General features: G+C 42.7%; 23 protein-coding genes and 1 pseudogene. 12 read left to right on the top strand and 12 right to left on the bottom strand.

The window, feature by feature from the left end; genetic code table 11:
• Nucleotides 1-140 precede the first annotated feature (140 nt).
• Genes OH460_RS03800 through OH460_RS03785 form a run of 4 tightly spaced genes read right to left on the bottom strand, consistent with a single transcriptional unit; the run spans nucleotide 141 to nucleotide 4,759 of the window.
• Nucleotides 141-2,297 (bottom strand): cytochrome c, encoded by a 2,157-nt coding sequence (locus OH460_RS03800; protein WP_269995206.1) that lies wholly within the window; start codon nucleotides 2,295-2,297, stop codon nucleotides 141-143.
• The gene (locus OH460_RS03795) at nucleotides 2,294-2,905 is read right to left on the bottom strand and encodes a cbb3-type cytochrome c oxidase subunit II (RefSeq protein WP_171761743.1); all 612 of its coding nucleotides are present in this window, start codon (nucleotides 2,903-2,905) and stop codon (nucleotides 2,294-2,296) included. The genes OH460_RS03800 and OH460_RS03795 overlap by 4 nt, the downstream gene beginning before the upstream one ends.
• 1 nt (nucleotide 2,906) lies before the next feature.
• The gene (ccoN, locus tag OH460_RS03790) at nucleotides 2,907-4,331 is read right to left on the bottom strand and encodes a cytochrome-c oxidase, cbb3-type subunit I (RefSeq protein ID WP_269995203.1); all 1,425 of its coding nucleotides are present in this window, start codon (nucleotides 4,329-4,331) and stop codon (nucleotides 2,907-2,909) included.
• A gap of 59 nt (nucleotides 4,332-4,390) precedes the next feature.
• On the bottom strand, nucleotides 4,391-4,759 hold the full coding sequence (locus OH460_RS03785) for a c-type cytochrome (RefSeq protein ID WP_269995201.1): 369 nt from the start codon (nucleotides 4,757-4,759) through the stop codon (nucleotides 4,391-4,393).
• Between the two features lie 384 nt (nucleotides 4,760-5,143).
• Here OH460_RS03785 and OH460_RS03780 point away from each other — a divergent pair, with 384 nt between their 5' ends.
• Nucleotides 5,144-5,599 (top strand): hypothetical protein, encoded by a 456-nt coding sequence (locus OH460_RS03780; RefSeq protein ID WP_269995198.1) that lies wholly within the window; start codon nucleotides 5,144-5,146, stop codon nucleotides 5,597-5,599.
• 9 nt (nucleotides 5,600-5,608) lie between these two features.
• Nucleotides 5,609-6,634, top strand: coding sequence for a diguanylate cyclase domain-containing protein (locus tag OH460_RS03775; protein ID WP_269995196.1), 1,026 nt, complete (start codon nucleotides 5,609-5,611; stop codon nucleotides 6,632-6,634).
• 272 nt (nucleotides 6,635-6,906) lie between these two features.
• On the opposite strand, the gene OH460_RS03770 is transcribed toward OH460_RS03775, so the two are convergent.
• Nucleotides 6,907-9,342: a putative bifunctional diguanylate cyclase/phosphodiesterase gene (locus tag OH460_RS03770; RefSeq protein ID WP_269995194.1), complete on the bottom strand. Its 2,436-nt coding sequence runs from the start codon at nucleotides 9,340-9,342 to the stop codon at nucleotides 6,907-6,909.
• 3 nt (nucleotides 9,343-9,345) lie between these two features.
• Nucleotides 9,346-10,377 carry an ABC transporter substrate-binding protein gene (locus OH460_RS03765; RefSeq protein ID WP_269995192.1) on the bottom strand — a complete coding sequence of 344 codons (1,032 nt, stop codon included), beginning with the start codon at nucleotides 10,375-10,377 and terminating at the stop codon, nucleotides 9,346-9,348.
• 417 nt (nucleotides 10,378-10,794) lie between these two features.
• Between OH460_RS03765 and OH460_RS03760 the strand changes: the two genes are divergently transcribed.
• The 6 genes from OH460_RS03760 to OH460_RS03735 all read left to right on the top strand — a co-directional run bounded on the left by OH460_RS03760 (nucleotide 10,795) and on the right by OH460_RS03735 (nucleotide 14,255).
• Nucleotides 10,795-11,592: a PhzF family phenazine biosynthesis protein gene (locus OH460_RS03760; RefSeq protein WP_269995190.1), complete on the top strand. Its 798-nt coding sequence runs from the start codon at nucleotides 10,795-10,797 to the stop codon at nucleotides 11,590-11,592.
• Nucleotides 11,593-11,774: 182 nt separating this feature from the next.
• Entirely contained in the window at nucleotides 11,775-12,278 is a 504-nt protein-coding gene (locus OH460_RS03755; protein WP_269995188.1) for a YgjV family protein, read from the top strand.
• Between the two features lie 49 nt (nucleotides 12,279-12,327).
• Nucleotides 12,328-12,642, top strand: coding sequence for a cupin domain-containing protein (locus OH460_RS03750; protein ID WP_269995186.1), 315 nt, complete (start codon nucleotides 12,328-12,330; stop codon nucleotides 12,640-12,642).
• Nucleotides 12,643-12,667: 25 nt separating this feature from the next.
• Nucleotides 12,668-12,886, top strand: a complete 219-nt coding sequence (locus OH460_RS03745; protein WP_269995184.1) for a DUF7661 family protein — start codon at nucleotides 12,668-12,670, stop codon at nucleotides 12,884-12,886.
• Nucleotides 12,887-12,989: 103 nt separating this feature from the next.
• Nucleotides 12,990-13,460, top strand: a complete 471-nt coding sequence (locus tag OH460_RS03740; RefSeq protein WP_269995182.1) for a GNAT family N-acetyltransferase — start codon at nucleotides 12,990-12,992, stop codon at nucleotides 13,458-13,460.
• 498 nt (nucleotides 13,461-13,958) lie between these two features.
• On the top strand, nucleotides 13,959-14,255 hold the full coding sequence (locus OH460_RS03735) for a hypothetical protein (protein WP_269995179.1): 297 nt from the start codon (nucleotides 13,959-13,961) through the stop codon (nucleotides 14,253-14,255).
• Nucleotides 14,256-14,367: 112 nt separating this feature from the next.
• Here the strand turns inward: OH460_RS03735 and OH460_RS03730 are convergent, their stop codons facing one another.
• Entirely contained in the window at nucleotides 14,368-14,865 is a 498-nt protein-coding gene (locus OH460_RS03730) for a fasciclin domain-containing protein (protein ID WP_269995177.1), read from the bottom strand.
• Between the two features lie 203 nt (nucleotides 14,866-15,068).
• Between OH460_RS03730 and OH460_RS03725 the strand changes: the two genes are divergently transcribed.
• Together OH460_RS03725 and OH460_RS03720 are read left to right on the top strand one after the other, a co-directional pair.
• Nucleotides 15,069-16,061, top strand: a complete 993-nt coding sequence (locus OH460_RS03725; RefSeq protein ID WP_269995175.1) for a DUF2860 family protein — start codon at nucleotides 15,069-15,071, stop codon at nucleotides 16,059-16,061.
• 141 nt (nucleotides 16,062-16,202) lie between these two features.
• On the top strand, nucleotides 16,203-16,703 hold the full coding sequence (locus OH460_RS03720; RefSeq protein WP_269995173.1) for a GNAT family N-acetyltransferase: 501 nt from the start codon (nucleotides 16,203-16,205) through the stop codon (nucleotides 16,701-16,703).
• Between the two features lie 209 nt (nucleotides 16,704-16,912).
• On the opposite strand, the pseudogene OH460_RS03715 reads toward OH460_RS03720, so the two are convergent.
• Nucleotides 16,913-17,693 (bottom strand): annotated as a pseudogene (locus tag OH460_RS03715) (response regulator transcription factor).
• Nucleotides 17,694-18,107: 414 nt separating this feature from the next.
• On the opposite strand from OH460_RS03715, the gene OH460_RS03710 reads away from it, so the two are divergent.
• Together OH460_RS03710 and OH460_RS03705 are read left to right on the top strand one after the other, a co-directional pair.
• Complete coding sequence (locus OH460_RS03710; protein WP_269995171.1) at nucleotides 18,108-18,824, top strand: Crp/Fnr family transcriptional regulator; 717 nt, start codon at nucleotides 18,108-18,110, stop codon at nucleotides 18,822-18,824.
• 154 nt (nucleotides 18,825-18,978) lie between these two features.
• Entirely contained in the window at nucleotides 18,979-19,137 is a 159-nt protein-coding gene (locus OH460_RS03705) for a hypothetical protein (protein ID WP_269995169.1), read from the top strand.
• 113 nt (nucleotides 19,138-19,250) lie between these two features.
• Here the strand turns inward: OH460_RS03705 and OH460_RS03700 are convergent, their stop codons facing one another.
• The 4 genes from OH460_RS03700 to OH460_RS03685 form a co-directional block, all read right to left on the bottom strand.
• Nucleotides 19,251-19,907 carry a DUF2057 family protein gene (locus tag OH460_RS03700; protein WP_061031054.1) on the bottom strand — a complete coding sequence of 219 codons (657 nt, stop codon included), beginning with the start codon at nucleotides 19,905-19,907 and terminating at the stop codon, nucleotides 19,251-19,253.
• A gap of 106 nt (nucleotides 19,908-20,013) precedes the next feature.
• Nucleotides 20,014-20,433, bottom strand: a complete 420-nt coding sequence (locus OH460_RS03695) for a hypothetical protein (RefSeq protein ID WP_269995166.1) — start codon at nucleotides 20,431-20,433, stop codon at nucleotides 20,014-20,016.
• A 12-nt stretch (nucleotides 20,434-20,445) separates the two neighbouring features.
• On the bottom strand, nucleotides 20,446-22,833 hold the full coding sequence (locus tag OH460_RS03690; RefSeq protein ID WP_269995164.1) for an ATP-binding protein: 2,388 nt from the start codon (nucleotides 22,831-22,833) through the stop codon (nucleotides 20,446-20,448).
• Nucleotides 22,826-23,902: a cytochrome-c peroxidase gene (locus tag OH460_RS03685; protein ID WP_269995162.1), complete on the bottom strand. Its 1,077-nt coding sequence runs from the start codon at nucleotides 23,900-23,902 to the stop codon at nucleotides 22,826-22,828. Before OH460_RS03685 ends, OH460_RS03690 begins: the two co-directional genes overlap by 8 nt.
• Nucleotides 23,903-24,162: the final 260 nt, after the last annotated feature.

Here is a 24,162-nt window from a genome sequence, read left to right as displayed (position 1 = left end):
ATTATGTGCAAGTCTGCTTAATTGTGTAATCAGTTAGTTATAATTGTGTTGTAGTGGCAGGGCATTTAAAGCGAAAAAGAAAAGGAGACACTTAGGTCTCCTTTGGTCGTTTGCAATTCACTTTCTAAGTGATAGATCCGCTAGCGGATGTTGATGTTGTTATCTCTGCGGTCATACATGTCAGGTGTGGTATGTAACCCACCCGCGTAACCCGCTGCCTCTAGGGTTTCTCTCACTTCACGAACATGTTCTGCGGTGACTGGTTCTTCTCTATCACCGAGATGTAATCGGACGAAAGTGATCAGTTCGGCTAGCCTTTGATCAGACAGGACATCTTCAAAGCTCGCCATTGGCATGAAGTTTCTGTCTTTGTCGAGATACGTAGGTTGTAAGCCCCTTACCGTTACCGCAATGGTGTTGAATGGGTCACTGTGCATGATGATGCCGTTATTCAGCAGAGTAGGGGCGATAGGGTCGCGACCTTTACCATCGTCACCATGACACGCACCACAGGTTTGGCGATAAGTCGTGTAGATCTCGGCAGCGTATGACTCTTCATCAAACCCTTTCGGCTGCAACTGTACGGCATCGCTACTAATGGTGTTGTTGGTATCACCGCTCAACAAGTAGTAGGACATCGACTCGATATCTTCACGTGTCATCAAGCTCAGGCTATTTTTCACTACGTCAGCCATACCAGCGAAAGCCGTGCCTTTGTCTGAGTGACCGGTGTGTAGGAAGTCGGTGAGTGTTTTCTCATCCCAGCCGTCGATATAAAGCTCGTTTGCGGTAATATCGGGCGCATTCCAGCCATCGATTAAGTTACCTTGGAAAATGCGCTCAGGTATTAGAGCTTGTGCAATATTTCGTGGTGTGTGGCACTCAGAGCAGTGACCAAGCCCTGCAACCCAGTATTTACCTTGCTGCCACTTCTCAACGTTGTCGACTTTATCTTTGATCTCCTCTGGTACTTGATAATCGACCGGATCGGTATCCATAAACACGATATTCCAGCCAAGCAGACCTAGGCGAATGTTCGATGGAAACATCATGCTGTTGTCGTCATTGCGTCTTGGTACAGCAGTAATGGATTGCATGTACTCCCACAAATCGACCATGTCTTGATCGGTGAGGTACTGATAAGAGGTGTATGGCATAGCAGGGTACAAGTAACCATTTTTACCTTTACCATCGACTAAAGCGGCTCGGAAATCATCAAAGTCATAGGTTCCAATCCCCTCGGTTGTATGAGGGGTGATATTGGTTGAATACACGGTACCGAATGGAGTAACAAACGGCAGGCCACCAGCAAAGGGTTCGCCACCTTCTGCACTGTGACAAGCCACGCAGTCACCGGCATGCGCCAAGTATTCGCCACGTTCAACAGACTGTGAGTCCAAGCTTGCCACCCTTTGTTGTTCTGCTTCGCCCGCATGTCGGATATATGCCCCAAGTGCGAATATTTCGTTCTCACTGAGCTGGCCATCAAACGCTGGCATCAGGTTGTTCAAGCCGTAGTTGATGGTGTGTTGAATCTCTTCAATGCTGCCTCCATGGAGCCAAGTGTCATCGGAAAGATCGGGAACCCCAATCTCTGGGTTGGCAACTGTGCCATCAGCGTGGCAAGACGAACAGTATTGGACAAACAAGCTTTTACCGAGTTCGACTTTAACCTCAGGTACATCGGTATGGCGTTGGTTTAGAGACGCTAGATAGTAAGATACCTTTGCCACTTCATCTGGGCGCATGATTTCACTCCAACCCGGCATTGCGCCATTTCGCCCCTTGGCAATGGAATGGATCAACGCTTCATCGCTACCGCCATATAGCCATTCTTGGTCGATCAGGTTAGGGAAGTGTTTTTGGCCTTGACCGTTGTCGCGGTGACACGCTGCACAATGGGTCTGAAACAGAATTCTACCGCTGTTTACGATAGCTGGAACAGTTGCGAGGCCTTCTAATGTGGTTTCACTTGTTTGTGCAAACTGCTCATCTAACGTTGTGCTAGGGGAGCTAAGCTTGTCGTCGCTTTGTTGCCAATCGACTAAGCCTTCCCATTCACCAAGCCCAGGGTAGAGGACCAAATAGCCAGCAGACAGCAAGAAGGCGACAGCATAGCAGATGAACAGCAACTTGGGTGGCGGTGCGTCTTTCTCTTCAATACCATCAAAGGTGCCAATGGTGTGGTCGTGGTCCGCCTTGTGATTGCTACGCCAATATTTAACGACAACCGATACCATTAGAACAAAGAATATTAAGGTTAATATTACCGCCCATAGATTCCAGAATGTATTCATTGTGATACCTCCTGTGACGTATCTTTACCAAGGCTTTGTAGATAACGAATTAGCGCTTCGCCTTTGGTTTTTCCTCTTACTTGCAGTCTGGCATCACCAATTTCTTGATCGGTATAAGGCACGCCTAACGTACGTAAAACTTCCATCTTGTCGCCGATATCATCCCCCGATAAGGTTTGCTCAAACAGCCACGGATAGGCCGGCATGATTGAGGTTGGGACTACTTTCTGCGGCGAAATAAGATGCAGAACATGCCATTGGTCTGAATATTTTCTTCCTAGGTTTGTGAGATCTGGCCCAGTACGTTTCGAGCCCCATAGATTAGGGAACTCGTAGATATCATCCGCTTCTTGATTGGGGCGTCCGTTACGTTTCACTTCCGGGTCGAGAGGGCGCACCATCTGCGTATGACATACGTGACAGCCTTCGCTGATGTAAATGTCACGTCCTGCTAGTTCTATGGCAGTCAGTGGAACGGCTAAGCTGTTTTTCGCGATATCGTCACTGCGAACAATATTAGGCACAACCCAAACCACTAACGAAAAGGAGGCGACGGCTACGGTGGTCAAAATTAATATTACGACTGAGTGTGTAAAGTCCTTGCTCATCTTAAGCCTCCTTCGTTACGGTGTGTTTCGCTTCTGGTTTGTTAGGCATTCGTACCGTTTTGTACAGGTTCAGTGCCATTAAGAACAAACCAAGCACAAATAGGGCACCGCCAAAGAAGCGTAGGAATAGCCACGGAGCTTTGAAATTCATAGCTTCAACGAAGCTATAGACAAGCTCACCGTTTTCATTTTGAGTGAGCCACATGAAGCCCTCACCAACACCCGCCACCCAAAGGGCGATAGCGTAGATAGCAACACCAGCGTGTGCCAACCAGAAGTGCCATTTAATAAGCCGTGGTGACCAGAGTTCGGTTTTTCCCCATAAGCGTGGAATGAAGTAGTAGAAGACTGCTATCCCCGACATACCCACCCAACCAAGTGCGCCGGAGTGCACGTGACCGATGATCCATTCGGTATTGTGCGCCACCATGTTGAACCAGCGAATCGCAAGCAGTGGACCTTCGAATGTAGCTAAGCAGTAGTAGAGAATGGCCGAAAAGAAGAATAAAAGAATGTAATCGGACTTAAGTTTCTCTTTGTTTTGTAGAAGCGTCATCGCACTGTTGAATGCGCCCGCCCATGATGGCAGCCAGAGAATCAGTGACATTACAATACCGATGTTTTGAACCCATACCGGAACGGATGAGTAAATCAGGTGGTGTGTACCTGCCCATGTGTAGAAACCAACCAAACCCCAGAAATGAATTACTGATAGTCGGTAAGAGTAGATAGGACGTTCTGCCGCTTTGGGAATGAAGTAGTAGTTCATTCCAATAACCCCCGCCGTTAACAAGAAGCCTACCGCATTATGTCCCCACCACCATTGGACGATGGCGTCTTGTGCTCCAGCGAAGACCGAATAAGACTTCATGGCAGAAACGGGCATCGCAAGATTGTTTACGATGAAGATCATTGCAATCACAATGATGAACGCAGCGAAGAACCAATTCGCTACGAAAATATGGTCGACTTTTCGTTTAGCAATAGTCCCAAAGAACAACACAGCGTAGAGCACCCACACCAACACGATAAGTAGGTCGATAGGCCATTCTAGCTCTGCGTACTCTTTTGATGTGGTGTAGCCAGCTGGCAGCGATATGAGCGCCAATAGCAAGATAAGCTGCCAACCCCAAAACACCATCCATGACAGGCTTTTGTTGAACAGTTCGCAATGTCCCGTTCTCTGGGCAATGTACAGTGATGTCCCCATCAGGATATTAACGACGAACCCGTAAATCACACCGGACGTATGTAGTGGACGCAGCCGACCAAACTGAAAGTACTGAGAGTCAAAGTTTAGTACCGGCCAATACAATTGCGCGGCGAGAATCACGCCGATAATCATACCTAGAATGGCCCAGATTAAGGAGGCAATAATAAAGTATTTCACGACCTTAATACTGTACTGGGTTGTCACTTGTTCCATAACAAGGCTCCTTGCCTAAAGTTTCAATGGCTGACTTATTTTTAATCTGTGGATGATCTTCAATCGCTAGATGTGGTTGAATCGCTACCGACCATTGAATAGAAATACGAAATATCTCGTATATCTTGATCTGAAAGCGTGTCGGCCTGTTGTTGCATTAGAACCGCCAAACCACTCGTTCTTTCTCTCGTTTGATAATCTTTAAGTGAAGAGATGAGATACCCCATTTTTTGACCTCGAAGATTAGGGTACGGATCTTGTGTTGAAATGCCGTCAACGCCATGGCAGGTCATGCATACTTTTGCTTTTTGCTTACCTAACTCAAATTGTTCTTGATTAACTTCAGCAGAAACAGGAAACATGACCAGCGTCATTACTAAGGCAGTAAGTGTCGCCGTGGGGTTAAATGCTTTTTTATTAAAACTCATTATCGATTCCCTTGATTATGAAGTGAGTAACCATGTTGAGGTTTATTTACAGTGACAAAGGTGCATAAGCACACCATGAAACGAATAAAATAGACTCTTTAAATGACTGCGTTCGATTAAAGGTTATGCAGTGACGGCACTTCTCGCTACTTTGAAACTCATCTTTCTTGTCAATTTTATTGGTCACTACGTATTCATGGAGGGAATTGGATTACTCATAGGGCACAAAGTTACTTTTTTATTGATAGGTGACTCACCCAAGCTCCAGCCTAGGTGAAGCTTTACAAAGCGATGGTTTTGAAAGAAATAAAACTGTTGTTAGTAAATCAAATGAATAATCTGAACTAGACTCAACTTAGTGACCATTTTTAAATGGAGATTAAAATGAGAACGACAATTCTTTTTTTCCTTTCATTGTGCTCATTTTCTATATTGGCTTCCTCAGGTTTGACTGTGTTCGATCAAATTGGGAAAAAGCATGAAATGACTCGAGAACAGTTGTTGCTATTGCCTCAGACTGAAATAAAAACCGTCCTTCCATGGGCTGAAGGAGAGTCGGTTTATAGTGGTGTGACTCTGCAGGCTATCTTAGAAACCATGGACTTATCGATATCTCCCCTCGTTACCATTGTTGCTTTGAACGATTACAAAGTGGCGGTACCCAAAGAAGATTTTGATGACTATCAGCCGATTATTGCCATTAAACAAAATGGTGAATTTATGTCTGTGAGAGATAAGGGACCGTACTGGCTGATTTACCCGTTGTCGTCACAGCCTGATATAAATAACACCGATTTCCACGCGAAGATGATTTGGCAGATACGAGATATTCACTTGTAGAGGGTCACCATGAAGAAATTGTTTCCCCTATCTGCTGTCAAAGTGGTTGTAATATTTTTGGCGGTGATCGTTCTTAGCGTGAATATCTACAGTGTTACGCGCATTAACGATATCAACAAAAGTTTTTCGAATCGGCAAAACGAAGCAACCTGGTTTGTTTTCCAATTAGTAAAGGAATACGCGAATTTCTTGATGGTGAGCCGTTCAGATAATCTCAATTACGATGATTTGTGGTTAGCCTATGATATTACGTGGAGCCGCTTTGATATTCTGATCAACAGTACCGAATCTTCTAACTTCATTAAATCTGCCAACTTCAAACCTTATTTCACCGGAGAGTTTGAGAAATTTAAGTCGCTAGAATCTTCCATAAAGTTGGTTAGTCAAGGTGCACTACCCAAGGCGTCACTACAGAAGAAAATCGATATTTGCTATGACTCGTTAGTCGATTTTATTAATGAAAAATTCCGCTTGCAAAGCCCTGTGATTGAAGAGAAAACCGTAATGGTTGATAGGTTAGTTATCATGCATCAAGCCAGTAGTGTGTTTCTCGCGCTGACATTAATCGTAACAGGAGTGATCTTTTATGCCGACTTCTCAATTAAGAGGAGACTTCACTCCACAGATTTTATTACGGGTTTTCAAAATCGAGTCTCTTTGATGAACTTTGTGAAAAATAACTACCCGAAAGACAATAATTTTGACCTTTATTTTGTGCGTATCAGAAACCTGAGTGAAATTAACCAGAAATATGGCCTTGAATATGGCGATTTGGTGGTGAGCTCTGCTGCTAAATCTTTAACGACTAAAATTCCTGAATGCGCCATTTCGTTTCGTAGTAGTGGCAGTCAGTTCTTATTCTTCATTCCTGAACACATCTACTCCAGTGATGAGATACAAGAAAAGTTTAATGACGTTTTGAGCGATTACATTTCAGCTGGTAACTTAGAGTTGATGATAGATGCTGTTGTGAGGCACAAGAAGAATATCAGCTCCAAAGATATGATGGAGTTGTTAACCACAATGCAAGGTTAGGTTGAGAGTTTTTGCTTAGCCTTTTCTTGTTGCTTCATTTGGCCCCTCTAGTTTCCATTGCAGCACGCACTTAACGGCTTTAAGACTCATCTGTCCTCGTGACTATACACGCCTGTCTAACTCACACCAGACGCTATTGAACGCAACATGAATCCCTGATTTGTAAGAAACGTGTCGGAAGAAGGTTAGAGATAAAGCTAAATTTCTTTATCTTAGGTCTCCAGATAGAGCGGCTGTAAAGTCAGAAGCCCTATTTTTTCTTTCTGGTTTTACTATTTGCTTTTCTGGTTGAGTGCCACGATACGATCTTCATTGATCTCGTCCAGCAACGAACATTGCTCTAGGAAGGTGTTCGGCTTGTGGTCGCGGATGAACTCGATAAACTCAGTGTAAGTGAGTGGTTGGCTAAACAGATAACCTTGTATCAGGTCACAGTTGGCTTTGCGCAGGTACTGGTACTGCTCTATACATTCAACGCCTTCTCCGACCACCAAGGTGTTACAGGAATGTCCCAAATTAACCATTGATTCCACCATTTTACGGTCCGCTTTGTCATCGACGATATGATCGATAAAACTCTTATCAATTTTAAGTTCGTCGACAGGGTAATGAAGCAACTGATTAAATGCTGTGTAACCTGTGCCAAAATCATCGAGTGACACTTTTAGCCCCAGGCTTCGGATGCTCTCAATTGTCTGCACCGTCAGTTTGGTGCTTTTCACATAACTGGTCTCAGTGATCTCAATGATGATATTGCCTGGTGGCACTTTAAAACGTTCTATTACCTTGCGAATGTTGTCTGCGAAATTACGGTTATAGAGCTCCATCGCCGAGATATTGATAGATAAGGTACCTTTGTATTTATGGATATCGGAAAGCTCTTTGTAGCTTTTAATCGCCATTCCTATTACCCACATATCGATTTTCGATATCAAGTTGCTTTTTTCTGCGACTGTTACAAACTCGTCTGGTCCAGCTTTGATATCAGCGAGAGCAGGACAACGAATAAGACATTCAGCACCATCGATTTCTAATGTCTTTGCATTAAATATGGGCATAAAGCGTAGCTCAAAGTTATCGCTCTCACAGCACTCTAAAAGCCTTTTCTCGATAATATCGTGTCTTTTTAAGGAATGGATGAGCTCTTCGCCATAAACGATGCGACTATCTCCGTCACTGTGAGCCTTTGCATTTATCAACATTGCATCGATACAACGGTGCCAGATCTCTTCAAATTTAGGGGTGTCAACCGGGAGCACGCCCGTGGCGATAGTTAAACGAAAGCCATAGTAATCAAGGAAGGTTGTGCCGGTTAAGGCGTTATTGATGTTCTCGATCTCTTCGTTTATCGATTGGTGTTCAGCCATTTCTAGTATGGCGATGAATTGATTGCCTCCTAGCCTTGCCAATGAATAATCACTGCAACTAAAGCCAAGGGAAGATTGTTGATTTTGTAACGTTTCTCTAAGTGCTTTCGCCAAGCTAATTAGCACGTTATCACCGACTTTTGCGCCGTACAGGTCGTTAATCTTCCGAAAATCCATGATGTCCCAGCAAACTAAGTAGCAGCGTGTACTCATCGAGCTTTTTAGGCGCACATCGAGATGTCGAATGAATGAGCGGCGGTTAGCCAACTTAGTTAGTTGGTCAAACTCAGCTTCAAATTTCAGTTCTGTTAGTGAGTCGATATATGCATTCTTTAGTCCGTCAATCTCACTTTGTCCTGATGAACGTTTAAAGTATCTGAGTTTGAGCCCTCCAATTGATATTTCGTGGAGAAGGTCTTTGAGCGGACGCACCAATTGGTAACGTACTACCAAATGAACAATGAGCATGATAAAAGACAAAGTCGCTAGGACCCCTAAGAAGGTGTGTTGAGCGATCATGGCTTTTTCCATGTTAAATTTCTGTTCTCGAATGTTGACTTGAGCAAGGAAGTGACGACTGTTCATTTGAACGTTAATACTGTCTTTATTCTGTTCAAATGACTTGATAATAAACTGAGTGTTTTCAATGTTTTCTGCTTCATTTGATGGTTCAATCAAAAGTTGCATGTTGTCGTCGTCATTATAGCTAATGAGCAAGTTTGAGAGCTGCTTTAGCGGACCGTCTGCAATTAAGATGTATCGGTTTAAGCTTGTGTTGGCTCGTTTATCTTGAGGAACTAGGTATGGGTCGATGGCGGCAACATAGGCGTATCTTAATCCACCATTAACCGATATGTATGAAAAGCCCTCTTGGGATAGTTCAGTTTGGTTGATTAATGAGGTGTAAATGTCGAAGACCCGCTCGTAGATACTGTCCGGTATCTTTAAGTCTTCAAAAGGGTCAACTCGTAATGTCGATAGTGTGAGTTTGAATTTTGGATCAATGATGTAAATGTTGCGTTGACCGAACTGATTAACACGGCTTTGATTGAGAACTCGCAATACTCTTTTTTCTAAAAGAGATAGGGTTGTATAGTCAGTAGGATTTTGAATGTAACGCAAGAATTGTAACGATGAACTGATATCTTTGACGAGCAAAGATAGCCCCAGTTGCTCATATTCAGCCGCAACCAGCGCGGTATTAACATCAGACTGCACTTCGTTTAAGTACATGTGCTTGGTGTGGTTTGAGGCGAAGTTATAGGTAATGAATCCCGAGACTGCGAATATGAGTAGCAGTGCTGGGATAAGTACAAAATACAGTTTCTTCAATACAGGCATTTCTTATCTCAAACTATCAACAATACGATTACGAATTTGAAGGCTATTCGGTTCAAGGGGCTGATACAGATAGCTGCGTTCTAGTACTTCTTGGTTAGGAAAAAGCTCTGGGTCGTTTTGATACTCTTGAGAGGTCAAAGCCTTAGCTTTTGAGTTTGGTGTGGCGAACCAGGAGTCCATTGCGTTTTGAGCTGCAATTTCGGGTTGTGACAAAAAGGAGAGTATCGTTGCTGCTTGTTCTGATAGTTCTCCGTTGTTAATCGCTGCGATGCACTCCAACCAAAGGGTTGTGCCTTCTTGAGGAACGATATAGGCCCATGATGCTTCGGGATCGACCTCATTCAATATGTAACTGTCTCCAGAATACCCGTAAGCCAAGTCTATATTGGCCAGTCTTTCTGGCTGGTGGATATAGTCGACGACGTATTCATTACTCTCAAGGTGGGGCTTTTGAGTTTGCAAAGTTTTGTAGGCAACTCTCAGCTCCTGCTCATTGTTTGTGAATGGTTCGAATTGGTTGAGTAGAAGTGCAGTACTCACTAGATCTGTTGGCTCGTAATACATACTAATTCGGCCACTGTTTTCGGCTTCAGGATCCAATATGGCTTTCCATGAATTAGGAGTGTCGACTTTATCGCTACGGTACAATATGCCCGATGTTCCCCAAGCATAAGGGATGCCATAGTCGCCGCATCCATCAACCCAACGAGAGTCAAAGTTGTTTGCGAGAGATTGCTGCATGCCACTGAGGTTGTGAAATAGGTTTTGCTTAGCCAACGCTTTGAGCTTCATACTCTCGATCACAACCAGTCCAAAGGCACCGCGGCGTTCGCTCAATAGAACTTCATCACGAATCGATTCGTCTGAAAAGTATTGCTGTTTTAATGCAATGCCATAGGTGTCATTCAATTTTTCAATGACGCTCTCGGATAAAAACTCATCCCAATTGTAGAGATAAATTTCATGTTGTTGACCAAATACTAACCCAGGCGAAAAGGATGCGGACACGAGAACTGAAACATAAAATGCCTTCACTGACGGATTCCTTTCTCTTCTTTGTTTAACTAGATCCTAGCGCAAAATTTGAGACCTGCTTCAAATTTACGCCTCTAATTTTACTTAAACATTATGCTGCGCACGCAATTGCCTAGGTTTTACGTGAAGTAAAACCATCAGCATGGTGTTAGTTAGCGCTATACCAATCGCTAGGTTTGCGATATGGAGCGACGGTGAGAAGCGATAAAACAAAGCGCTGAAAAAGGAGGAGACGCTCCTGAGCAAGCTTAATGGGTCCATTCTTCTAAATCATGTTGTTGTTCGATAACTCATTATTTATCATTGGCTTATTCTATCGGTCACCCCTTGAGAAATTTTGACTAATGGCTTGTGGCACAAGGAGTTTGTGCTTATTGTGGTCGGACGTTGTCATTCATTTCAATCGTCGGAGACATTGTGGATTTAGAAATATATCAAGTCGATTCATTCACTAGCCAAGCTTTTAAAGGCAATCCTGCAGGTGTCTGTATTTCTCAACACGTGTTGGATGAAGCATTAATGCTTTCTATTGCGGATGAGATGGCGGTTCCAGAAACGGCTTTCCTTGCGCTAGAATCTATGACTCTTAAGTGGTTTACGCCGGAAGTAGAAGTTCAGCTGTGCGGGCACGGCACTTTGGCGACGGTTCATGTGATGAAAGAAAAAGGACTAGTAAAAGCCAGTGACAGGATCGTATTTCAGACCTTATCTGGTGATTTAACTGCCACAGTTTGTGACTCGTCCATCGAGTTAGATTTCCCGGGTACTCAATTATCAAGTGTAGAGGTTGATACTAGGCTGTTGGAACATCTAGGTATTGAGAACAGTCAAGTGTTGTCATACATGGAGTTCGACTCTAAAACGTTTATTGAGGTGACCAATGAGCAGGTTGTTTTAGACCTAACCCCCAACTTTGATGCTCTCAAGAAGATGAAGGGTAGAGGTGTTGTGGTGACCGCGCTTTCATCCAATATTGAGCTTGATTTTATCTCCCGCTATTTCGCGCCTTGGGTTGGCACGAATGAAGACCCAGTAACTGGCTCGGCGCACTGTGCTCTCACGCAATACTGGTCTGAGAAACTGAACAAGTATTGTTTTAATGCATACCAAGCTTCTCGTCGTGGAGGCTATATTTCGACAGAACTTCTGGCTAATGGACGCATAAAGTTGATTGGCTCTGCGAAAACCGTGATCAGTGGGCACTTGAAGGTTTAAATATCACTTAGGAACGAATATCACATAGGCCGCTAAAACGAATCAGTAATTCAAAAAATAATCGTGTAGCCCATTTTTTTAGGTTACAAATGGAGGGTTCATACGAGCGCTACTGGCTATTGAGTTGCCTGATGAATCGTAGCGAGGTCGTTAAAACCTAAGTTATTGTTGAAGGAATCACTGTGTCTGCTTTTTATCTATCTCAAGTTTTAGTCGCCGTTGCGATTTGCTTTGATCTTCTGTCGTTTCAGTTTAAAGAGCGTAAGAAGATTGTAACTTGCCTGTTTTTTGCCGGTGTACTGATTTCAAGTCACTTTATTCTTTTGGAGCAGTGGACTGCGGCATGCTTGATGATTATTGCCACTATCCGTTATTTAACGAGTGTGTTTTCCACATCACCTAAATTCAAATATCTGTTTTGCTCTCTGTCTGTGGTTGCCACTGCCTTTACCTTCTCAGGGTTAACTAGCGTATTGAGTTGCTGTGCATCAATGTTTCAAACATTTGCTGCTTTTAACAAGGATGACCGTAGACTTCGAGAGCTAATGATAATCGGCACCAGTTTTTGGCTTGTTCATAATTACTTAGTTGGCTCTCCAACAGCGGTTGTTATGGAAGCCTTATTTATTGGCAGTAACTTACTTGGCTACTATCGCTTTTATTTCAGAAAGAATGTCGTGGCTTAGTGTACACACGTCAATCATCACCAGGTTTCAGTAAAAATTAGGAGAGCTTATGTCAAATATCTACGCGGATATCCCTTCGTCGATACCCAATGAAATATTTAATGACTTGATAGCGAATGACAACATTCGGATAGAGAGGATACTTTCACATGGGCACAGTTCTCCTGAGGAGGGGTGGTACGATCAAGAGGAGCATGAATGGGTTCTGGTGCTCGAGGGGCAAGGCGTTATCGAATTTGCTGATGGTCGTATTGTTACTTTGTCTAAAGGGGACTACCTCAATATTCCCGCCGGTGAAAAGCACAAGGTTCAGGGGACCGACAAAGACTCTGTTACGATATGGCTCGCGGTGTTTTATCGTTAGTTTTGGGATAGAGGTGAAAGAGCGTATGTGGCTAAAATTTCAGGTTTTTCATCAGAGAATGTCGGTACAGAGACAAAACGAAGAGTGGCTACTTTATCGAGAATCGGAAACTTCAATACGAGCTCGAGTTTATGATGTGATTATCCCTTCTGATTTAACAGAGGAAGAGTTAGCGCGTTATTTAGCGGATATTTATCATGAGTTTGCTTCAGAAAAATACCCATCAGTGACACGTATTCTTTAATGTAGCTAGTGAGTGTCCCATTGCAACTATGTATCAACTGATGCCTGTTTGTAGAGTAACAAATCCAATAGTTAGAATCTTAAAGCGACCAAAGGAAGAGAGTGTGGTTAGAATTCGAAATTATCAAGAAAGTGATGCTAAAGCGTTATGGGAGATCTTTTTCTACACGGTTCGCAACGTGAACATACGAGATTATTCTCAAGAGCAAGTCGAGGCTTGGGCACCAAGTGGTTTTGACTTTGCGTTGTGGCAAAAGCGTATGGACGGGTTAAAACCATTTGTCGCTGAGTTAGATGGTCATATTGTTGGCTATACTGACTTACAGCCGAGTGGTTTAGTCGATCATTTTTTTTGCCATCATCAACATCAGGGGCGAGGTGTGGGCCGAGCGTTGATGGAGCATGTGTTCACGATTGGGCAAATTCGTGGGGTATCAAGATACTTCTCAGAGGTAAGTATCACCGCGAGGCCATTTTATGAGCGTATGGGTTTTAAAGTAGTGAATGATCAGCAAGTCGATATGCGTGGAGTAACGCTTACGAATTTCGTGATGGAAAAGGTTATCGACAAGTAGGTTCATGTTAAGAGCGAAGATTGTGAAGAGGAACAGGCCTAAAAGGATTATTAAACCTTTTTAAGGGTAAATTTTGCTGATCTACTGATATTGTCGATGAGTTCAAATTGTGTATTAGCCAATTTGTCTAATCTTAAAGATTGTATGAATACAAGGAGTGTTGTTCATGAGTCACGTGAGTAGATTAAAAATATATACATTAGTGTCGATTTTTTCTTTTGCAATCGGAGTGTTAGCCTTGCAATCCGGGGTCTCTGGGTTGTTTCCGCTCTTCGTCGTGGTTATTTCATTTTTTTCTTTTGTCATCAATTCATTCCTTTGTTTATTCGACCATAAATATGAGAATGCCAAAGAATAAATCTCGAAAATGATTATCGAAAATCTCTTCTAAATCTCAATTGTAGGACAGATCTTGATGATGTTTTTACAATTGCCCAAAGATTTCCTCTTTAATTTCAATGTACTATTTGGTTCGATTGAAAAGAGTGAGGGTAGTACGTGGGAATCGAAGCTTTAGCATTTGTTATGGATGCGCTAGTCACGGCATGTTGTATGTACATTGCATCTAAAATGTCGTTTGTGGTGGCGGACTTTAAGTCTCTTCTGACGATAGCGATCATCGTATCTTTAGTCTCTATGATACCGACAGTGGGGTGGGTTCTAGGGCTTATACTGTTCGTATTTCTACTTGGGAAGGCAACCTATTCGAGTATTGGTGATTGTATTTGGGTGGTGGTGTTTACCAAAGTGGTGTCGATGGCCGCGTTCCTGATATTTGGCCGATTGTTTGTATAACCCAATATCAAATTACTATCTAAAGTAATAAGTAAAATCTACTGTTCGAATAGAAAAGAGGCGTGACATTGTCACACCTCCTAAATCTCTTTTAACGACCATTGGTTGTCTATTACTTAGGTAACAGCACAGCGTCAATGACATGTATCACGCCGTTGCTCGCTTTAACGTCTGCAGTTACGACATGAGCTTTGTTGATCATTACAACACCATGGTCAGTGCTAATTGTGACTGGCTCACCCTGAACGGTGACTGCGCTGTCTAGCTTTACCACATCTTCAGCCATTACTTTTCCTGGCACTACATGGTAGGTGAGTATTGCGACCAGTTTGTCTTTATTCTCCGGCTTCAATAACATATCTACCGTGCCTTCCGGTAGAGCGGCAAACGCTTCATCTGTTGGTGCAAAAACAGTGAACGGCCCTTCTCCTTTCAGTGTATCCACTAATCCTGCTGCTTTTACTGCCGCTACTAACGTTGTGAAAGAGCCATTATCAACCGCTACATCGACGATGTCTTTTTTCGCTCCGTGATGGTCAGCATGGACAGCCGTTGATAAAAGAAGTGATGCGACGAACAGCGATAGGCTTTTATATAAGTTCTTAAACATATTGGGTTCCTTTCAGTTTTTCCTTTATTTCCGAGGCTTGTTACGAAAGGCCAAGCACGATAGATCATATCTACGTCACGCTTGAGACATTGTCCTATCACGAAAACTCAACAAAGTGGGGATGTAGAAAGGTTAAATACTTGTTGTAATTCCAGATTTGTACATATATTTAATGGGTGATTATTCAACTAGTGGATGTGAATATGAGGTCTGTTTTACCTGTAGTACTTTCCGCGGCTATTTCTATGCCAGCGTACAGTGGACTAGCTCCTAGTGAGGGCTTTAGTGGTAACTTTAGTATCTTGGCTGGTTTCTATTCTGACAGCAGTAATTTGAGTACCGAACAAGACTCAAATCAAGCAACTAATACCATGGAAGGTGATGGTGAGAATCAAGGTTTACTTGGTTTTCTTGGAACCGTTAAATATACCTTTGGTGAATCCCTTACTCACCAAGTTTATGCCGGTACTACCCGAGAAGATATTGCGACCGGTACCATTGCATTTGAAATAGGTTATCGACACCAACTCTCTGGTGGCACCATATTAGATGTTTCCGTGTTACCGACACTCATCTCCGGTAAGGCTTGGTCTGATCCTTATGCTGTAGGTGTGAATCGAAACGAAACCGACGTGAAAGGTAATGTTGGGAGGCTGCAACTGACTAACATCGGTGGCACTGCTTTCCAAACAGACTTCGCTATTGGTGAATCTGATGTTGATGATGAATTATCGGGCACTCTAGGCACTCAACCCTTATCGTCACAAGATGCAGCGCTACTAGATAGGGAAAGAACCTATGTGTATGCCAAAGCCGGATATCGATTCATACTACCAAACCAAGCAGGTCTGTTAGTGCCTTCTATGGTGTATTTTCATGCGGATGCGGAAGGAGATGCGCTAAGTTTTGACAGTTACGGGATTGAATTGAATTACGCGAAGAGATTCGGTCGTCACGGCTTTGTTGTAACGTTAGATGCGAACGATCGTCAGTACGACGAAGTGAATCCCCTTTATAGCAAAACTCGTGAAGAGAACGAATACGGTGCCTTTTTAGCTTACGAATTTGGTGGGCTGTTAGGGTATAAAGATTGGTCGTTTATTTCATTACTTGGCTATAGAACGATCGACTCGAATATCGATTTCTACAATTCTGAGCAGGTATTAGCGAGCGTCGGTATCGACTACAAATTTTAATGGTGAGCGATCGCTCTGACCGTAAAAATTATAAGTTAAGTTAGTTATTTCGGGCACTTACATCTTTTAAGGTTGTAGGTGCCCGCTGCTATCCGTAATATAAAATTCAGACAATACATAGGAACTTACTAAGGCAGTGATTTGGATATTCAAATTAGACATTTAGAAGCAACGGATAGCCAAGATCTATTCGATATTTATCGCCGTCCTTCGGTTTCAGAAAACACGTCACAAAAGCCTTATCTCAGTTCTGACCAAGTGGAACGGCTGTTTGGTCATTGCGATCATTTTACTCTAGTTGCAGAGTCTGCTGAAAAAGTTGTGGGCCATATTACCTTGTTTATGACGACTAAGGTGAGAGACAGACACAGCGCAGGGCTTGGTATTGCCATTCATCCGGATGTTCACGGAAAAGGGGTTGGTAAAGCCTTGATGCAAGAAGCCATCAATCAAGCGGATAATTGGCTAAACCTAATTCGCCTAGAGTTAGAGGTTCATGCCGATAACCACGCTGCGATTGCTTTGTACGAACGCGTAGGATTTCAGTTAGAGGGGACTAAGCGATTGAGTACCTTTAAAAACGGCAAGTACATTGATATGTTGCTGATGTCGAGATTAAAGCCTGAATATCTAGCGTCTTGAATTCGCTTTAAGTGATTGAATTTATAATCTGAATAAGAATTAAATTACCGCTGTAAAGCCATAAAGCCATAAAGCCATAAAGCCATAAAGCTATAAAGCCATAAATCATAAAGCCCTCAAATTGCAGAAGTTTGAGGGCTTTGTACTTTTGTTTTGAGTTCTGACGTGTTGACTAATTAGCTAGGGTACTACTTTTTCGAAATAAACATTTATGGGTTATCAATACCGAAGCCATTACGAAGTGCGAACTGTATTAGCTCCGTATGGTTATCGAGTTCGAGAATATCTAACATTCGATATTTGTGTGATTCGATCGTTCTTGGGCTTAAAAACAGAATGTCGGCACATTGCTTAGCTGTGTAACCTTGCGCCAACTGTGTGAGTACAGCGCATTGCTTTTTTGTGAGTAACAGGAGTTTTTCACTCTCATTGATATTACTGGCTTCATCACTTGTCACACTACGAGTCATTTTTGAGTGTTGCCAAAAACAGAGCCAAACATCACTCAGCATTTTGATTCGCTTCAAATCACGCTCTTCAATCGGAGTGTCGTAACGCTTGAACCTAGAGAAACCGATAGCGCCCCATTGTTGCCCAAATAACGATAAGCTTACGATAGCGTGCCAATGAGCGCCTTCTTGATAGAGTTCACGTAGCGGATCGATCTTGTGGTTTGCGAGTGATTGCTCTGGAAATAGCTGCCAACACTCTTTAGAGCGTAAAAGCTGTAGATATTCAAGGTAGTTGCCTTTTAGAAAGCGCTCCATCTCGAGTGGGGGCATTCCGACTTGAGAGACAGACATGCTTTTCCCTGTATCCAAAAGAATCATCGAGTTTGGAAACAGAGTAAGCCTATCTAGCTTAAACCAAGCAAGAGCCTCCTGAGCGAGTGACACAAATGTCTTATCAAAATCTTTTGTGACATGCGGTCAAGGTGTCGGTTTGGTGACCTAAGAGCTCTTCAAAGCTATCGAATTGGTTGTCTTTCATACTGACCGTCTGTTGTGGTTTAAGACAAAAATAACGGCAAGAGCTAAAATGTGTCAACCATAGTAGAGAATGTCGTTCGTATTGAGCCGAATTTAGTACCTAAGTGTTAGAGCGAGGGTGATCTATGGTGGTGATTTAGCGCTAGGTGAATAGCTTTCTAAAGAGGCCCGTTAAATATCTAAGTTCAATAGACGAGTTTTGGGTAACGCCAACATATTGAGCCGAATTTGTTGGCAGCGTGTAATGTTGTTATTTCTTTTTAGCGCCCGTTGTTCGTTATCAAAGTAACTTAAACTACTAAGATATAAGATTTTATTTGAATAAAACCTTCTGTGCTGGCAATGATGAACTACATTTAAAAGAGATGTAATGATACATTTTCATGTGTGAGATTGTTGGAGGGGGAATAAATCATTGTTAGATCCAACCATAGGCAAACAAATACAGTGGCCATGTGATTTGCCACAAGATCTCATCGATAGCTTGCTTGAGATTGCCGTATTTAAAACCGGCATTCATAGCTTGGAAATTACACAAAAGTTTCAAAACTTACCTGGCGTTTTTTATATTCTAAGTGGTTCTGCTGGTATCTGTTTTTCTACTCAAAATATGAAGAGCTTATCAGGAGGAGTGATCGGTAAAGGTGATTGGATGGGGGCGTTGTCCATTCATGCTGAATATAATCTGTTTGCAGTCGCAGAAGAAGTCGAGCCTGTTACTATGGTGCTTTTCCCGTCGGAGAAGGTATTAGAGTTGGCTGAAGAGCAGTGCATGGTATTTAAGTGGCTGCTACATTGTGGCACTAAGGCACAATCGATTTGGATGCAGGCTTACCTTTCCTCTATTCATGAAAAAGAACAAAAAACGATTTATGTGCTCTTAGAACTCGCTGCGCGTCAAAATAACATAGCGGGAGCTACCGTGAGTGTTAACGTGTCACAAACTCAGTTGAGTACGATTACTGGCATCTCTCGTTCAAGGTTGAACGAGGTGTTGAAGGGAATCGAACAAGCTGGCTTGGTCAAGATCCAACGAGGCAAGGTTTTTATTTCAGATGTTGAAGGATTATATGAACTCATCTCGCCAATGAACTTAATGATCCGAAACCCTATTGACGAGATACACGGTTAAACGTCTGATCTTGATAGAATGATTGAAAGCAAAATACCTACAACTTTATAGGTAAATCATAGGTTTGTGTTCTTTTTGGAACATACACAGGCCCATTGTCTCTATAACTTTCGCTCTAGATTTATAAATTTAATTTCGAGTGGAGTAAGATGTTATGAAAATGGCTGTTTTAGAATACAAAGTGTGTGGGGTAGGCAAGTGGATAAAAACCAGAATCTCAAGCCGTTGCGCACATTTGCTTGCCGCTGAATACGAGCTAATGGGGTGGCCAATCAAAATCGACGGAGAAGTGTTTTCTGCTGAGAACGCATAGTGCAAACGCGCACCAATAGGGCGAATGCGGAAAGGTAGTTACCCTAAAGTTGATACAAAAAAAGCTGGCGATTGAATGCCAGCTTTTTTATTAAGACGATCAACAAATAGCGTTTACTTGTTCACGAACTCTTTGAATTTTTGCTTGGTCTCAGCGTCGGCTTTTTCATACCAGAAGTACAGCATTTCTTCGGCCGTGTTAGACGCGTTGCCATCAATTTTTGCTGGTAGTGTTACTGGTTGAACAACTGCAGCGGCTGTAGCACCTGTCGTTAATGCTGCGATACCACCTGTACGGTTGTATTCTTTCGCTTCTTGAGGGTATTTACGGCCAATCTGCATGCCATCTTTGGTTAATTTGTCTTGCTTAACACTGATTGCATTTTGGTTCTCATCAACCAATTTCCAATCTAGGTTCTGAAAGCCTTTTCTCGCTTCGTTAGCGTTGCGGAACTTCGGCATGTCGAACGTTACTGTTGTGTCTGTAGCATCAAAAGTAGCAATAATTGCGTCACTATCGACAAACTCACGGTCGTTACCTTGACTAAAAGCGAGCTGATATTGGAAAACGATTTGGTTTACACCGTCTGGCACGGTGATCGTTTTGCTTGAAGAGAAAAAACCACCCTCAAGATCAGGTTTAGCCTCATTAACCGCTAAGACTTCAACTAGAGCATCTGCGCTAGAAGGAACTTCAATTTTTACATCAGCTAACACTTGTGGTGCTGCGATAATTGTGGAAAGCAGCGCAATGGATTGTAATGTTTTCATAATCATACAGTTATTGGTGTGAGATATTTTACAATCTCACGCAGAACAAAGTATTTCAAGTTACCTTGTCTCGATTTGGCAAAATTCACCGAAACTTAACCTAAGCCTAATTATTGAGTGTGTTACCTGTACGTTTCTTATCCGCATAAGAGTGGTTTAGTGCATCTGGTGGGGTGATGTCATCATCAAAAACCTCAGTATCAGTAGGTGACTGAAGCGTGATGTAGATAGGAACAAAAGCACATACCCAAATCGCATAAATGGTAATGACTCGGTTCAATATAACAAACCATGGCTCACTACCGGACTCGGAAACGTAGTATCCAACGAGAGTAAGTAAGGTACAGACAATCGCCCACATAATGGCTGAAAATGGCTCTTTAGTGGTTGATGCGAGCAGGACTATCGTAATGTAAGGTACAGCCATCGCTATGCCTAATGGTACGTGATAGTCGACGACAAAAATGAGCGTAGCGCCCGCCGCCAACAGTAGATGTGGACCAATACTAGGTAGGTTCAATTTCATATGACACCCCAGTTAACCAGTTTTACGTTGTTGGTTGAGTTTGTGTATTAAGCGTGTTGCTTGATGGCTGTTTACCATTAGTCGATTGATGAGCTGTTGCAGCAGTTCGGCTTCAGGCATGATGTGCTGCTCTGTGGTTTGCGCTGCAGATATAGCGAGCTCAAGTACCTCATACATCTCGTGCTTAGATGCAATAGTGATGACGGCTTTTAAAGTTCTCGATAAATCATCGGGTTTATCATCCGAGAAGAGGGCGATTAGCTCATCAATTTCATTCTCTAATTCATCAACTAAGTTGTTTAAACACTTCAGCTTTTCATTGCCTGCTAGCTTATCGCCTTCGAGTAATGGGCTACGAGATATTTCTTCTTCTGTAAGAGGCAGTTTGTTCTTAGGTGGGCGTGTCAGCATGGTGACATTGCTATTACTCGTTTCGGTTGATTGGCGAGAATGAACAGATTGGTGTCTGTTTATCTCAAACTGATGATGAAACTCATTAATGGCATTTTGTAAGCTGTTTTTTTGCAATGGTTTCGTAAGGACAAAGTTCGCCCCTGACACAAGAAACTCGTCATGAGCCTCTTTAAATACATCCGCAGTACAAGCAAAAATAACCGTGGTTAACTTAAGTTCATTGCGGATCTTTTGAATCGCCTCGATACCACTCATGTTCGGCATGTGATTATCCATAATGATTAAGTCATATTGGTTTATAGCCAATTTATCGAGTGCCTGCAGCCCGTCATAGGCATTCTCAACAGTCATGTTTATAGACTCACAGAACTTCTTGATAACCATGGCGTTGATTTTATTGTCCTCTACGAGCAGCACAGTGAAGTCTTTGAGCGTTTTATTAATGCTGGTGGACGCTTGTTCAGTAGCTTGTTTTGCTAGTTCGTGCATTTCTAATGGCAAGGAAATAGTAAACCGAGTACCGACATTCAGTTGGCTGAAGACATCAATGGTTCCTCCCATCAATTCAACCAGTTGTTTGACTATTGATAACCCTAAACCCGTTCCGCCGAACTTACGCGTTGTAGAGAGCTCTGCTTGCTCGAACGCTGTGAAGATGTGGTCAACCTTGTCTTCAGCAATACCTATCCCCGTGTCGGAGACCATAATGTTGACCGATGGTGGTGTAGTAGGGCCGATCTCGAACTCGACTTCGACTTTACCTGACTCGGTAAACTTGACGGCATTTCCGGCTAGATTAAATAAGATTTGGCGCGTTCGTGCTGAGTCGCCAATCAGTTGAATATTGGTTGGGATATTATCCTTAATAACAAAAGATATCCCTTTGTCGGTGGCGAGCGGCGTTAGCGTTTTGTCTAGGTGTGTGACGACGTCGGTTACAGAAAACGGACTGAGTTCAAGCTCCATTTTTCCTTGCTCAACTTTAGAAAAATCGAGTATGTCATTCAGTATGGTGACAAGGTGCTGCCCCGAGTCGATGATGATTTGTGCCTGTTTCCGAGTATCTGCACTTTGAGAATCTTCTTTGATGATTTGTGCAATACCTAATACGCCGTTCATTGGGGTTCTTAGTTCGTGACTCATTGTTGCGAGGAACAGTGATTTTGCCTCACTGGCCTTTTGTGCTCTGTTTGCTGCCTCTTGATAAGAAAGGTTATTCCTTTTTAATTCAAAAACTCTCAAGATAAATATGGCGAACGAAAAGACTAAAGTCAGAAAAGCTAGCACGATAATAAGCTTAACGATCACGCCTTTAAGCTGGTCTTGCAAGTCAGTAAACCGATGCTCAATGTGTTCAATGTACTCCATACTGTGCGCTGAAAGTACTTGTGAGAGTAGCTGACTCTGTTGTTGGTTGAGTTCAGTAAACGTTTTATATAGGTTCGCTAACTCAGAGTTGATACCAGAATTCTGATGCCTGATTCCTCCAACCAATACGCTTGCAAGAAGCTCACTTTGAATTTCGATATCTGCGTTGCTCACCGCGGTGCGAGTTGAACTGCTCTTTGTGAGTTGTTGAGTTAAAGATTGCAGAATAAACTGACGAGCGACGCTTAAACCAACTAGTTTATCGAGTGTGTCTAAATTCGACATTGAGGCGTTATAAAAACGCTCCAATAATTGCGCTGTCGGTAAGTCTTTAAAGAACGCAGAGTGGATATTCTTGCCTTGATAGCTCTCTCTTAGCTGTTGTAATTCTTTTTCTAGGCTCACTAAATCTTCGGACATTTGGTAAGGGTCGGAAGTACCAGTAAGTGCTGCATTGGTAATATGATCACGCATCTCTAAAACTTCGTGGCCTAGTTCACGAATAGGTTCCCTATATTTGGTAACCCTCTCATGCTCCGAGTTTGTCAGTATGATAAAGCTAATTAAGCCGATAAATAGCGTGATAAAAAGCAAAAAGATGAGCCTGATCTTATTCATTTTCAAACTCCACTAGTATTTGAGGACGTTGCCCAGTGAGTGTCTCGAGAAACACCTTGATGTCACTGATTGTTTGTTCTTCAAACGTTTTACCAAGCTGACTTTCACCCATTATTTTAATGGCCTCTTCTAGGGTTTCGGTCTGACCATCATGGAAATAAGGTGCCGTAATTGCGACGTTTCTTAAGCTCGCGACACGAAATAGATGCTTGTCTTGTGGTTGCTGAGTAAACATAAAGCGACCTTGGTCTTCACTTCGCTCGGAGCCTGTTTTTGATAATCCGAAGTAACCAAAGCGCATCACCATGCCTCCACCAATATTGGTGCCTTGGTGGCAGCGAATACATCCTTCTTCTTGAAATGTTTCCCAACCACGTTTTTCAGCTGCGGAAAGTGCAGCAGTATCGCCACGCAAATATCGATCAAAAGGGGAGTCGGGGGTGGTTAAACCGCGCATAAACTCAATGAGTGCGGCTTTTACAGAGGCGGTATCAATCGCCATTTGCTGGCTTTTAAATAGGTCAATGTAGTTGGGTGACTTAGATAGATAATCGGTAATGAGCGCCCAGTTAGAGTCCATTTCGTCCACATCATGTACTGGTCCGTCTAGTTGATCTGATAGGTTGTTTACCCTGCCGTCCCAAAAGAATCGGTAATTGAAAACCGCGTTGAAGACGGTAAGAGAGTTACGCATTCCGGCACCATTTACTCCTATTGATACAGGAATCAATTCAGCACCGTTGGTTTGAAGACTGTGGCAGGTTTCGCAACTGACACTGCGATTAGAGGAAAGATTTGGATCTTTGAAGAGTACCCAGCCAATTTTTGCCAGATCGTGATCGATTTCAGTGGCGTTAGGAATTGGAAAGACTTTGATATTAGATGTCGTGAGTTGGCGGGTTTTATGCGTGTCGCTTGCGTGTGAATCCGAATGAGACGAATCAGCAGGGTGATGGTCTTTGCGCTCAAAGGAAGAGTGAGAGTTTGAAGATGCACCATCATAAACCAGTATAGCGATCGAAACACAAATAACAGTTATGCTTATTCCAGCCAAGTAGGATATCTTCATAGCATCAGTTCCATCTAAATTTAATCCATTAAATCAATTCAGGATCCGTCTGAATTACCCCCTTATTTACCTTGTGAATTATAAGGGTTCTTTTATAAATCTAGTTTCATAAGTCTAATGTTGCAAGATAAGGAATAGGGATAGGAACATTGGCGGGTAGATACAGAAAAGCCGTGGAAACTACTTTGAGTCACCACGGCTTTGTATTTGATTATGTATTTAATTTAGTTGTTCAACTTAAAATACATGATTCAGTTTTG

The organism is Vibrio sp. Makdt (assembly GCF_027587015.1).
GTDB classification, from domain to species: Bacteria; Pseudomonadota; Gammaproteobacteria; order Enterobacterales; family Vibrionaceae; genus Vibrio; species Vibrio chagasii_B.
The sequence above is the reverse complement of the archived record's forward strand: the minus strand, read 5'-3'. Positions and strand labels throughout refer to the sequence as shown.